The sequence below is a fragment of the Sphingomonas melonis DAPP-PG 224 genome (assembly GCF_000379045.1).
GTDB lineage: Bacteria > Pseudomonadota > Alphaproteobacteria > Sphingomonadales > Sphingomonadaceae > Sphingomonas > Sphingomonas aquatilis.
Map to the genome: position 1 here is coordinate 2,019,994 of NZ_KB900605.1, position 13,192 is coordinate 2,033,185.

Genomic DNA, 13,192 nt, shown 5'->3' on the forward strand with positions numbered 1-13,192 from the left:
ATCGAATCAGACCACCAACATCACTGCAAGACGGCCTTTTCGACACAATCGGGTCAGGCTGGTTTTGAAGCGGGGTCGTTTTTGCCCGGATTCACGCCGTTGAGCGGCATTGACCTCTGTGAAGGTTCAACGGCTGCGCTTGTCCCCGAGAGCATCCCATTGAGAGAGCCTCCAGCGATGCCGAGCTCCGCCATCAACCCATCGATCAACGGACCGCCCACCCGATATCGCATCGCTGCCGAGACTGCCGCATCTGCCAAATTGACCTGACCGCCGTTGCCGCCTGGCTCGCCGGCCGGCGCCTCGCCGTGAAGGCCGCGAGCATCGACGATGCTGATCCGATCGATGTTCTCCATAGGCTTGCTGGCAGCGGCTATGATCGCGGGCAGGGCCTCTAGCATAGCCTTGCGGATCAGGAGTGCGGTCTGTGCATCGCTGAGGATGTTGGTGGCTTCGTTCAGCGAAGCTTGGCCGGCCGCATCAACCTTGAAGGCAGCCTCACGCCCTTCGGCGCGTGCCTTTTCGGCATCGGCTTCGGCTACGGCCTCCGTGCGAAGCGCACTTGCGCGGGCTTCCGCAGCCTCTTTCTCAGCAGTGGCGGCGACGGTGATCTGAACGGCCTCTTCTTGCGCGCGCTGTGTCGCTGCGATCACTGCTACGTTCTTGTTGCGATTGGCGATTTCCGTTGCTTTGGCGGTAGCGACACTTTCCTCGGCGCGGACTGCAAGCGCGCGCGCTTCGTTAGCGGCGGCCGTTGCGGTGGACTCTTCCTCAGACTTTTGCGCGGTCTGCACAGCGGTCGTGATGCGCGCGATCTCGATCGTACGGTCGCGCTCAATCGTCGCCGTCTGGATCGCGCCATCGCGCGCGATCGTGGCGGTCTTGATCACCTTGTCCGCCTCGGTCTGCGCTACGGTCTGTGCCTGGGTGGCCGTTATCCGGGCAATTTCGGCGAGGCGGGTCTGTTCCGCTTCAGCCGTCGCGATCGCGGTGGCCTGCTCGGCGCGGCGCGCGGAAAGCGTCTGTTCCTGAAGCAACCGCGCCTGTTCGGCAGCCTGAGCGATCTCGAGCGACTGGTTGTTGGCTTCCAGGTTTCGCTGCTCGATCGCCACTCGGTTGGTCGCGACGATATCGTTGCGGGTCTTCTTGCGCTCCTCAATGGTGCGCGTCAGCACCGTCAAACCTTCGGCATCGAAAGCGTTGTTTTCGTTGAAATGCTCGAAGGCAGTCTGGTCGAAATGCGTGATCGACACCGACTCCAAGTGGAATCCGTTCATATCGAGATCGGTGAGTAGCGCCTCCTGTACCTTCTGGATGAAGTCCGCGCGATTGGCGTGGAGGTGCTCCATCGTCATCGTCGCGGCTACCGACCGTAACGCCGAGACCAGCTTGCCATCGAGCAGTGACTTGACCGCATCCGGATTGTTCACCGAATCGCCCAGCGTCTGTGCGGCAGCTGCGATTGACTCCGCGTCGGGCTTGACCTTGATATGGAACAGGCCGACGACATCGACCCGTAGCTTGTCGAGCGTGATCAGCGCATCCTTGTTGAGCCGCGACACCTCCAGCTTCACTGTCGTCAGGCGGACCTGCATCAGCTCGTGAAGAACGGGGATGACCATGATGCCGCCGTTCAGCACCACCTTTTCGCCGCCAAAACCCGTTCGGATCAGCGCGACATCTTTGGTCGCACGGCGGTAAAGACGGGTCAGGATGATGCCGATGACCAGGAAGGCAAACAGCACGATGCCTGCGTAGATCAGGACGTTCAGTAGCGATGCAGGCATGTGTTTCCCCCCTCTTATTCGTCACATGTATCAGATCGATCGAAGAAGAGAATCATCTTCGGCCAGGGCGAAAAATATCTGCCCCTCGCGGCGGACTAGTAACGCACGCTCACCCGTCCTGATGACGGCCGTATCGTCGTGTGGCTCAACCATGATGATATGGGCCTGTCCGTGCTGGTCGACGACTTTCGCCCGGGCAGGGGCCCCGCGCCGCGCGGCGCCTTCCAGAATGGTGCTACGCCGTCTCAATAGATCGTCAGTCGAGATCACGCTGCTCTCAAAGCCCGGCATGATCCGGGCAAGGCCATGAGCAGCGCCGATGTTGAGGAGGCCACCGCCGATCAGCGCACCGATACAAGCCAGCGGCCATGGCATCGGTGCACCGGAAAAAGAGGAAGCCCCCTGCTGAATGGCAACCCCGGTCAGGGTGAAGCATCCGAGTAGAGAGGTCAGCCAGATCAGGACTGGCAATTCGCCGCTCAGTCCCAGCCAGTCTAGCACACCGTGATGTCCATCGACACCGACGTCAGCACTCAGGTCGAGATGGCCAAGCCCCAGACCGACAGCCTCGATCAGGCCAATCCCGATCATGACGAATAACGCTATCGCGAACGGTAGATAGGCCGGCGTCAGAAAGTTGGCTAGCATCCGTCGAGACTATCATGATGGCGTACCGATACCACCCGGTACGTGGCGGTATTACCCAGCTGGGAAACGTCATCGATGACCTCTGAAGCCGCCAGCTGAATCCGCTGCCTATCCCTTTTTAGATGAACGAACGGCAGAAGTGGAAACATCGAACCGCCCTGTGAATGGCCGTTTTGGGGTCCTGCCTTTGGCGGGTGTCGGCCACTAGCGGACATTGCGTGAGCCGGTAGTCTGCCAGCGATGATCGATCTTGCCGGGTAAACCTTCCCGGACAACCGGGCGTCAGTCGTATGCACCCACGTTTGTGACGAGTAGCCGGTGCGGCTACTCGTTCATGAAAGGGATTGTGAAATTCAGTTCTACTGTGATGAGGAAAGCCGCTTCGGGGCCAATGCGTTGGTGTTGGGCTTGGGAGAGGTAAGAAGTCATCGAGACTTGATGCTGGACATCCCGACCGTAAGGCCAAGTTATTATGTGGAGCGGCCCCGCCTTGGCGAGACTTGGACCTCTCATCGGATTGAGAAATAAACGTCAGATGCGACCTGCTCCCCGTTTTAGGCCGTTAATAAAATAGCTTGCTTGTCCTCACGCCCGTGGCTGGGACGGTTCGCGAACTTGGCGGGTGCCATGCCGCCGAACTTCGCCTTCCACGCATAGTAGGTCGCACTCGACTTCCCGTGCTTGCGGCACAGCTCCATCACCACCGCACCTGCCTGAGCCTCCTTCAGGATGCCGATGATCTGCTCTTCCGAAAACTGCTTCCGCCTCATTCCGTCAGTCCCTTCGAGGGCCGGTCTCTAGTTCCAGATGGATGAAGAAACGGGGGGCACGTCAGAACTAATCCATCCGAAATGGTCGCCCTCAGCGTCCAAGAGCGGCTCGCTTCGGGAACACGGACATCGCCGCTGAACGACCGTTTGTGGGTCAACCCTCACCGAAACAGGACGCATAGGCCCGCTCGATTGCCGCCCGGTCAGGGCCGCTCGTCAACGCCACCGTTGCGCGCTCGATGGCATCCTGCGCCGCGCGTCGGATGAGGGGACGGGCGTCCTCGGCATGCCCGGCTAGCGCACCAAGAGCCTTTTGCAGACGTATGCCGACTTCGATCGTGGCGGCACCGTCGCGTGCGATCGGGCGGCACCAATCGTCGAGCAGGTCGGCGAGTTGGATGGCGGGAACATGCACCCGAACGGGCAACGACGGCACATCGGCCTGATGATCGACGATCCGCCGCAGGACGCGGGAACCCGCCTCGATCACCGCAATCGCCGTGCCCGGATCGTTGACCGCCGGCGACAGCGCTCGCGACGCGATTTCTGACAGCACGATCAGGCCGAACCGCGGATCATGGTCGAAGGCCCGGTGCTGCGACAGGGTGAAGGCCGAGCGGATACGCGCGATACGGTCATCGTCGCACGCACGGGCGACGAGTGCCATTGGCCGTTCGGGTTCCACCAGCTTGCCGGGCAGGGCGAGAATGTGGATGTCGGCGTCGACGGCCTCGGCGATCTCGCCCAGCACGGCCATATCGACATGAGTGACCCGCGCGACCGTCTCCGGGCAAATCGCGATCATGCCGCGAGGGGGCGAGCCGTCCGGCCGTGCATCCAGGGCCAAAGGCATGGCGATCGTGTCGACCGCGGCCAGCGCCGCGTGCTCCACCCGGTCGATCGTATCCGCGACGCGGCCGAATCGCGCGATATGTTCGATCCAACGCAGTAGCGTGAAGACGATGAACAGGATGACGACGATCGTTCCGGAGAACAGGATCACGCGCCCGGTCTCGCCGTACAGCCCGGTCGACAGCGCGATGATGCCGACGATCGCGAACAGGAAGCTGCCAAGGAAGGTCGCAAGCGTATTCTGCGCGGTGCTGTCGTCGATCAGCAGTTGCACGGCACGCGGGGTGAGCGTGCTCGTCGCGCCCGAATAGGCCGAGACCATCGCGGTCAGCGAGAAGGTCGTCACGGCGAGCATGCTCGAGGCCAGGATGGTGAGGATGTTGTCGACCGACTTCGAGCCGATCTTCGCGGCGAAATCGTACGATATCGTATGCCCCACCAACGCGCCCGCCAGGGCGAGCGCGCCGCCGAAGGCGCAGACCAGTGCCGCCCTGAACCACATCCTGCGGCTGAGCAGGCGGATAAGCCACTGCCATCGGGTCAACGTCGTCCCCTTCCTTGCGCGTTCAAGCGCCGGGATCGATCGGGGGTTCCGGGGGCGTCAATGGTCCGCGTCGGCCGATCCGGTCAGGCGCCAACGGCGCAGCAACCACGGCATCGTCAGACCTTGCGCAAAGATTGAGAAGGCGACGACGCCGAACGTGACGACGACGATCTGCCCGCGCTCCGCAACGGTGGCCGGCACCGCGAGCGCCAGCGCCAGCCCGACCGCGCCCCGCAACCCGCCCCAGACGAGGACATGCTGATAGGTGGCCGGCAATCGCAGCCCCGACCGCGCGAAGGGCAACGCCAGCGGATAGACTGCCGCCGCGCGGCCGATCAGCGTCAGGACGATGGCGATGCCCAGCGGCAGCGACACGAGTGCGATGGGCTGGTGCGCCTCATGACTGCCGATCAGCAGGAACAGGCACGAATTGGCGAGGAAGGCGGCATAGGCCCAGAAATCCTGAACATGCTGGCGGCCGGCGACCGAGATCGACCCGCGCGGGCCGAGGTTGCCGACGATCAGCCCGGCTGCCAGCGCGGCGAACACGCCCGAGGCATGGATGTGTTCGGCGAGCAGGAACGATCCCCAGGCGACGACGGTGGTCAGCGTCACCTCGACCAGATGATCCTCGGTGCGGCCCGCGACGGTCAGTACGACGAAGCCGATGGCAGCGCCGATGGCAAGGCCGCCCGCCACCGTCCACAATAGGGCGAGCGCGGCGCCAGAGGCGGTCAGCGCCTCGCCGTTCGCGATGCCGATCAGGATCGCGAAGCCGACGGCGGCGACGCCGTCGTTGAGCAGGCTTTCGGATTCGACGACCATGCTCAGCCGCGGTTCGGCCCGCATCTCCTTGAATGCGGCGATGACCGACACGGGGTCGGTCGCGGCGATCAGGACGCCGAAGAACGCCGCGCCCAGCACGCTCCAGCCGAGCAGCAGATGCATGCCGCCCGCGACGACGGCGGCGCTGATCGCAACGGCCAGAAAGGCGAGCACGACGGTCAGCGGCATCTCCGTCCGAAAGCGCGACCAGCGCAGCTGCATCGCCGCTTCGAAGATCAGTGGCGGCAGGAAGACGTTGAAGATCAGCTCGCGCGATAAAGGCAGGTCGGCACCGACCGGGAAATAAGCAAGGCCGATGCCCGCCAGCACGAGGCCCGCCGTATAAGGCAGGCCGATTCGCCGCGACACCATCGCCACCAGCGAGGCGACGATCAGCATCGTTCCCAATTCGGTCAGTCCGATCTCTGCCATCAATAGTCCTTCGATCGTCCGGGGATCATGGTGCGGGTGTTGAGGCGGGCGTCAGGGCGAACCGGCGACCCGCAGCCGGTGCAGGGGTTGCGGCTACGCCCTGCTGGCGCAATGCGGCGGCAATCGCCAATGCACGCCGCGTATCGAGGTCCGGATTGGCGGGCGGTGCGCCGGCCGGCAGACCCGGCACGGCCAGGGTCGATACGTTCCAGCGTCGCGCCGCCCAAGCCGAAGTCGCGACGGCGTCACCGGCGTCGGCGTCGAGCGTGTCGGAGCCGTCAGCGAAGACGATCTCCGGCAACGGCCCCTGCGGCGGCACGATCGCCACGTCCCAATCCTCGCTCTGCTGCGCGGCGCGGCGCTCCAGCATGCGATAGGTCGCGACGGTGGCGCCGGGTAGCGGAGCGGCGGGTGCGATGGCGCGATGGTGGTCCCGGTCGATCGTCACTGCATCGGGCGCGACGCCGGTGATGAGCGCGACACTGTTCGCCAGATCGGTAACATGCTGCGCCGCCGTGTTGGTCGCGTCCCCTGCCTGGCGCAGCTCTTCGCGCTGGGCGGCGAGCGCGTCGGCGCCTGCGCCGAGCAGGATCTGGTCGAGGTTCAGCCGCACCGGCCGGGCCAGTTGCTGTGCCAGCGCGGCCTGGATCGCGCGCGTTTTCTGCATCGAACGGCGCGGCGTGATGACGACCGCACGCACCACGATGGGCCGGGCGGTGAAATCGATGTCGAGTTGTGTCACGCGGGCGTCCGCGCCGAACCGATCGGACAGCAGTGACCGCGTCTGCGCGGTGGCGAGCGCTTCCCGGCCGATCCGGTTGAGCGAGATTCCGAGCGGGATCGCCATGACGATGAAGACCAATGTCAGCAGACCGGTCTGCACCCAGCTCTGCCGTCGTGACAGATGGTGGCCGAAACCGTAGAAGCGCGCCATCACCGTGGCAGACAGGGCGATGGTGATGAAGTTGGTGGCGAACAGCGCGAAGGCGCCCATGCCGACCGGCGCATTGCGGGTCGCGATGCCGTAGCCGACCACCGCGAGTGGCGGCATCAATGCGGTCGCGATGGCGACGCCGACGATCGTGTCGCCACGCCCACGGATGATCGCGAAGGTGCCGGCGAGCGCGGCGAACAGCGCGACAGCCAGGTCGAACAGATTGGGCCGCGTCCGCGCGACGATTTCGGCGGTCGGCGCCTGCAACGGTGATACGAGCACCAGCAGCGCGGTGAAGGCGATCGCCGCGACCGACCCGATCATCAGTGCCTTCAACGATCGTCGCAGCTCGCGAAAGTCGAACAGCGCCAGGCTGAAGCCGAAGCCCAGGATCGGGTTCATCAGCGGCGAAATCAGCATCGCGCCGATCACCACCGCCGGTGACGACAGCAGCAGCCCCAGCACCGCAATCCCTGCCGACATCATCGTCATGAAGGCGAAGCGCGGGCTCCATCCGCTTTCCTCGATGACGCGCGCCAGCACCGCCTCGTGATCGACGCGCCCGACCACGGAGCGCCGCCACCAGCGGTAGAGCGCGATCCGGCCGAGGCGCCTGGCGGGGTCGGGGCGATCCGATGCGGCGACGGTCATGGCAGGCGCTCCGTGGGGACGATCTCGACGATCCGGTCGCCGATCTCCAGCCGCTGCGCCTGCGGTTCCCAGAAGCCGATCGCGGTGCCGCCGCGATGCAGGCGAACGCCGAGACCGGTAGTGAGGGTGGACAGCGGCCGGCCCACCTCCGCCGGTGCGACGTCGCGTTCGTGCAGCGCGACGCGGCCACCGTGCGCGGCCAGATCGGCGATGTAATCGGCCAGATGCTCGCCATGCGTCGAGCCGGCGAGCAGCAGACCGGCAAAGCTGGCCGGGTTGATGACCGTCGTCGCGCCGGCCTGCCGGGCGAGCGGTTCGTTGTCCTCCGATCGGATCACCACGCTCAGCGGTACGCCGGGCGCCAGCCCGCGCGCGGTCAGCACGATCAGGATCGACGTATCGTCACGCCCGGCGGAGACGATCACCGCCTTCGCGCGGGCGATCTGCACCGCGTCCAGCGTCGCGTTGCGGCTGGCATCGCCCTGCATGACGTTGACACCCAGCCGCTCGGCCATCTCGATCGCGGCCGCACGTTCGTCGATGACGACGATGGTCGCGGGATCCGCGCCGCGCCGGATCAGCTCCGCCACGGCCTCGCTGCCCGATGTGCCGAAGCCAGTGACGATGGTGTGGCCGCTGAGCCGCTGCTGGATCACGCGCATCCGCCACCCGTCCCACACACGTCGAAGGAGAAAGTCATAGGCGCTTCCCAAAAAGATGAGCCACACGAAGAGCCGGATCGGCGTGACCACGAACGTATCGAACAGCCGGGCCTGCTGCGTCACCGGCACGATGTCGCCGTAACCCACGGTCGTGACGGTGATCATCGTGAAGTACAGAACATCGGCGAAGCTGATGTGGCCGTCGATATTGTCGCGCAGGCCGGCACGATCGAGCCAATGGCCCGCCAGCGCGATCCCGAGCAGCGCGAGGACCAGCCCGACCCTCCACAGCAGCGACAGCCAGACCGGCGTGCGCCGTCGCCGTCGCAACGCACCGGTGGTGGTGGCGTCGCCATGTGTCGGGCGATGGCCGCGTCCTCTCATGCAGCCCCTGTGCGCAGACCCGCGCGGCGGCATCGATGCCGTGAGGTGCAAAGGGCAGGCGCGGGACGGCGCGCGCGATCGGTCATGTCCGGCCTTCCGTCACGGTCATCGGCGCTGGCGGCCCGACCAGCGCAACATGCCTGCACCCCTAAAGGCGCACCCACGCAGGGCTATCGCAGCCACGGCTCTTTAGGACAAGACAGGTGCGGCATTCGCCGGTGCGGCGGAGTGACAGTCCCGCGGATATCCCGATGCGCGATCGGTCATGCTTCATGGCGACGTGTACCGTCGGCCTTCCTGCCGGAGGACGTGCTCTCGTCCCGTTCTCCGGACGATATAGGCTATGGCGGCCAGTGCGGTTAGAACCGGGGCAATCCAATCGAGGGGTCATCATGAAGCTCAGCGCACGCAACCAGATCTCCGGCACGATCGTCTCGATCACGCCTGGCGCCGTCAACGGTTCGATCAAGGTCGACATCGGCGGCGGGAATGTCGTCACCGCCAGCATCACCGAAGAAGCGATCGCAGACCTCGGTCTGGCGAAGGGTGACGCCGTCACGGTGATCATCAAGGCCAGCGACGTGATGATCGGCAAGTAAGATGAAGCTCGGGCCCCTCTGGCTCAAGATCCAGATCGCTTGCGGCGATGCGCTGGCGATGGGCCCGGGTAAGGCCGACCTGCTGGAGGCGATCATCGAACACGGCTCGATCAGCGCGGCCGGGCGGGCTCTCGGCATGAGCTATCGCCGCGCCTGGCTGCTGGTAGACGAGATGAACCGCTGTTTCGATCCGGTCGTGGTCGAGACGATCAAGGGCGGCGGACGCGAACGGGGCGCACGGGTATCGCCGACAGGCATCGCCGTCCTCGAAGCCTATCGCGACATGGAGCGGGAGGCCTCGGCCATCGCCGACCGCCCGGCCTATGCGCAGCTACGCCAATATCTGCGGCAGGAGCCGGTAGCGCCCGATTGATCGCCTCGGGGCCGGTAAATCTCTGTATACGGCTGAATACACCATCGATATACGACCGAATATAAAGCGGCGACAACGGCCGCTGCAAACGGGGTATTGTCGATGTCGAAGCGGCTCGCGGGTCTTCTGTGTGCGACGGTCATGCCGGCGTTCAGCGCACCCGTCTTGGCCCAAACGACCCAGAGCACGACCGCGAGCGACCCGGATCGGGAAGGGGGCCTGCCCGACGTCATCGTCACGGCACGCCGCCGGGCGGAAGATGCGCAGCGCGTGCCTGCAGCCTTGTCGGTGGTGGGCGGCGACCTCATCGACCAGAGCTATACGGTTAACACGCAGGGTCTGACGACGCTGATCCCCACGCTGAACTACAGCTCGGCCAACCCGCGCAACACCGCTTTCACCATCCGCGGTCTGGGATCGAGCGTCGTCGCGGTCAGTCAGGCGAACGACGGGCTGGAGCCGGGCGTCGGTTTCTATGTCGATCAGGTTTACCACGCCCGGCCAGCCACCGCCGCGTTCGACTTTGCCGACATCGAGCAGGTGGAGGAGCTGCGCGGCCCGCAAGGCACGCTGTTCGGCAAGAACACGACCGCTGGCGCACTGAACATCACCACGCGCGCGCCGAGCTTCACCCGCGAGGGGTTCGCCGAACTGTCCTACGGCGACTATAATTTCGTGCAGGCCAGGGGCTGGGCATCGGGGCCGATCACCGACACCATCGCCTATCGGATCTCGGGCGTGTCGACCCGGCGCGACGGCGTGCTCGACAACGTCCGCACCGGCCGCGCCGCCAACACGATCGGCACGCAGGCGGTGCGCGGGCAATTGCTGTTCAAGCCCGACGACACGATCCAGATGCGTGTTATCGCCGACTTCACCAATTTCCAGGCCTATTGCTGCGGGCAGGTGTATCTGCGCACCGGCAGCAGCTTGCGCGCCGCCAACCGCCAGTTCGGTGGGTCGAACGGTCTGGCCGCGCAGTTCGGCTATGCGCCCCCCAGCACCAACATCTACGACCGGAAGACTGACATCGACGGCCCGCTGGGTGTCGACACCAACGAAGGCGGCGTGAGCGCGATCACCGACTGGAACCTGGGTCCGGTCACGCTGACCTCGGTCAGCGCATGGCGCTTCTGGAACTGGGATGCGGAAAACGATCGCGACTATACCGGCTTGCCCGTCCAGCTCTCGCAGCACATTCCGTCGCGACAGGACCAGTATAGCCAGGAACTGCGCCTCGCCTCGAACGGCACCGGACCGTTCTCCTATGTCGTCGGCCTCTACGGCTTCCGCCAGCGCCTGACCGGGCGACCGATCAGCATCTATGGTCCGGCCGCCGCCCGCTATCTGATCGGGACGACCGTCACGACCGGCACGGGTGCAGCCGCCGTGGTAACGCCGGTGCCGTCCAACCTGCTCGACGGTTACGGGCAGGACGGTCGCACCGATTTCCGCAGCCTCAGCTACGCCGCGTTCGGCGAGGTCAATTACCGCGTCTTCGACCGTCTGACCGCGACGGTCGGTTTGCGTTACACGCAGGAGGAGAAGGACGGCTATTATGCCACCACCGTCTCGGGTGGACTTTCGACGACCAACACCGCGCTCGTTAACGCCCGCCTCGGCGTGTTGCGCCCGCAAGGCTATGAAGCGCATGACAGCGACGGTAGCCTGTCGGGCCGCGGCAACCTGGCGTGGCAGGTCACCGACACGACGATGGCCTATGCGAGCTATGCGCGCGGGTTCAAATCGGGGGGGATCAACATGTCGGGCCTGCCGCTCGACAGCAACAACCGCCCGGTGCTGGCGACCGCCGTCGTGCGGCCCGAGCGGAACGAGACCTATGAGGTGGGCCTGAAGAACACGCTGTTCGACGACCGCCTGATTTTCAACATCGACGGCTTCTACACCAAGGTCCGCGACTTTCAGGCGACCGTCGTCGAGAACTCGCTGACGCAGACGGTGCAGCTACGGGGCTACCTGTCCAACATCCCGCAGGTGACGGTGAAGGGGATCGAGACGGAAGTGAGCGCGCTCATTCTACCGGGCCTTAGGGCACGCACCAGCTTCGCCTATTCGGACGGGAAATACACCGACTATCCCGCCGGCCCATGTCCGCTGGAAGTGCAAACCGCTTCCACCACGCGGTGCAGCCTGACCGGCCGTCGCCTCGCGTCGCTACCGCGCTTCGCGATCACCGCCGGGATGGATTATCAGCGCCCCGTGGGTGACGGACAGGTCTTCGTCCATGTCGATACGGCCTCCCGCAGCGGCTTCAACGGCGACCCCAGCCTGTCGCGCTTCACCTATATTCGCGGCTATAACCTGACCAACGCCAACATCGGCTATCGCTTCGCGGACGGGCTGGAACTGATCGTCTGGGCACGCAACCTGCTCGACGCCGACTACCTCCAGAACCTCACGATCCAGGCGGGCAATTCGGGCCTAATCGTCGGGACACCAAGCGACCCGCGCACAGCCGGTGGGACGATCCGCTTCCGGCTGTGAATCTTCCCGGGCTGATGATTGAACGGCAGAGGTTCAAAATCCGGAAGCAGGTCGCGAACGTTTGAATGTGATGACGTGGACGGCTCTCCAACCCTTCAGCAGGATAACCTGCGGAGAGCCGGAAGGAGCTTCACGATGGGCAGCGTCACTACGATAGGTCTAAATCTCGCGAAGAACGTGTTCCAGGTGCATGGCGTCGATGCGGAGGGCGTGGCGGTGATCCGCCAGCGGCTGACGCGCGGGCGCATGCTGAGGTTCTTCGCCAAGCTACCGCCGTGTCTGGTCGGGATCTAGGCCTGTGCGACCTGGCATTACTGGGCACGCGAGCTGGTAGTGCTCGGGCATGACGTGAAGCTGATGCCGGCGCAGTACGTGAAGCCGTACGTCAAGCGGGGCAAGAACGACGCGGCCGATGCGGAGGCGATCTGCGAGGCGGTGACCCGGCCGACGATGCGCTTCGTCGGCATCAAGTCGCCCGAGCAGCAGAGCGCGATGATGCTGCATCGTGTTCGCCTGATCCTGAATCGCCAACGGACGCAGCTGTCAAACGCGATGCGGGCGCACCTGGCCGAGTTCGGAATCGCGGCACCGATCGGCAGGAACGGCATTGAGCAGCTCCTCGACGTCATCGCCGACCCGACTGACGAGCGGGTGCCGGCCGATGCGCGGTTCTGCCTGGAGATGCTGGCGGCTCAGCTGCGCATCGTAAAGGAGCAGATCCTGGAGAACGACCGCCGCATCCTGGCGAGCGCACGCGAGACCGAGCTTGGCCGTCGGCTGATGGAGATACCCGGCGTGGGGCCGCTGCTCGCCAGCGCCATCGTTGCCACCGTTCCCGATCCTGCGATCTTCCGCTCAGGTCGCAACCTCGCCGCGTGGATCGGCCTGGTGCCGCGGCAAAACTCGAGCGGCGGCAAGGAGCGGCTCGGTGGCATCACCAAGGCCGGGCATCAGTACCTGCGCCAGATGCTGATCGTCGGCGCCATGGCGGTCGTGCGCTTTGCCGAACGTAACGGGGCCAAGCGGCCGTGGCTTGTTCAGCTGCTGGCCCGCCGCAAGGCCAAGGTTGCCGCGGTTGCGCTCGCCAACAAGAACGCCCGCATGATCTGGGCGATGATGGCCAGCGGTGAGCGGTATCGTGAGCCGCTAGCGCCATAAGGAACACGGCTCGGGCGACCGCGCCTGACGAGGTTGGAAAGGGCGATCAGGAGCTAATGCAACAAGCC

General features: G+C 65.0%; 9 protein-coding genes and 2 pseudogenes. 4 read left to right on the forward strand and 7 right to left on the reverse strand.

Features of this window, described 5'->3' with window-relative positions; translation table 11 throughout:
* Window positions 1-53 precede the first annotated feature (53 nt).
* From SPHME3_RS0109925 to SPHME3_RS0109955, 7 genes and pseudogenes are all read right to left on the reverse strand, one after another.
* Window positions 54-1,787, reverse strand: a complete 1,734-nt coding sequence (locus SPHME3_RS0109925; RefSeq protein ID WP_017979319.1) for a flotillin family protein — start codon at window positions 1,785-1,787, stop codon at window positions 54-56.
* Window positions 1,788-1,817: 30 nt separating this feature from the next.
* The gene (locus tag SPHME3_RS0109930; protein ID WP_017979318.1) at window positions 1,818-2,435 is read right to left on the reverse strand and encodes an OB-fold-containig protein; all 618 of its coding nucleotides are present in this window, start codon (window positions 2,433-2,435) and stop codon (window positions 1,818-1,820) included.
* 623 nt (window positions 2,436-3,058) lie between these two features.
* A pseudogene (locus SPHME3_RS0109935) lies at window positions 3,059-3,205 on the reverse strand (transposase); the annotation flags it as partial.
* A 154-nt stretch (window positions 3,206-3,359) separates the two neighbouring features.
* Entirely contained in the window at window positions 3,360-4,601 is a 1,242-nt protein-coding gene (locus SPHME3_RS0109940; protein ID WP_024310296.1) for a DUF2254 domain-containing protein, read from the reverse strand.
* 57 nt (window positions 4,602-4,658) lie between these two features.
* Entirely contained in the window at window positions 4,659-5,858 is a 1,200-nt protein-coding gene (locus SPHME3_RS0109945) for a cation:proton antiporter (RefSeq protein WP_017979315.1), read from the reverse strand.
* A 25-nt stretch (window positions 5,859-5,883) separates the two neighbouring features.
* Window positions 5,884-7,443, reverse strand: a complete 1,560-nt coding sequence (locus tag SPHME3_RS0109950) for a DUF389 domain-containing protein (protein ID WP_017979314.1) — start codon at window positions 7,441-7,443, stop codon at window positions 5,884-5,886.
* Entirely contained in the window at window positions 7,440-8,489 is a 1,050-nt protein-coding gene (locus SPHME3_RS0109955; RefSeq protein WP_017979313.1) for a potassium channel family protein, read from the reverse strand. Before SPHME3_RS0109955 ends, SPHME3_RS0109950 begins: the two co-directional genes overlap by 4 nt.
* Before the next feature lie 392 nt (window positions 8,490-8,881).
* Between SPHME3_RS0109955 and SPHME3_RS0109960 the strand changes: the two genes are divergently transcribed.
* From SPHME3_RS0109960 to SPHME3_RS0109980, 4 genes and pseudogenes are all read left to right on the forward strand, one after another.
* The gene (locus SPHME3_RS0109960; protein ID WP_017979312.1) at window positions 8,882-9,088 is read left to right on the forward strand and encodes a TOBE domain-containing protein; all 207 of its coding nucleotides are present in this window, start codon (window positions 8,882-8,884) and stop codon (window positions 9,086-9,088) included.
* Between the two features lies 1 nt (window position 9,089).
* The gene (locus SPHME3_RS0109965; RefSeq protein ID WP_017979311.1) at window positions 9,090-9,461 is read left to right on the forward strand and encodes a winged helix-turn-helix domain-containing protein; all 372 of its coding nucleotides are present in this window, start codon (window positions 9,090-9,092) and stop codon (window positions 9,459-9,461) included.
* A 102-nt stretch (window positions 9,462-9,563) separates the two neighbouring features.
* Entirely contained in the window at window positions 9,564-11,966 is a 2,403-nt protein-coding gene (locus SPHME3_RS0109970; protein ID WP_017979310.1) for a TonB-dependent receptor, read from the forward strand.
* Between the two features lie 135 nt (window positions 11,967-12,101).
* Window positions 12,102-13,124 (forward strand): annotated as a pseudogene (locus SPHME3_RS0109980) (IS110 family RNA-guided transposase).
* The last annotated feature ends 68 nt before the right edge of the window (window positions 13,125-13,192 follow it).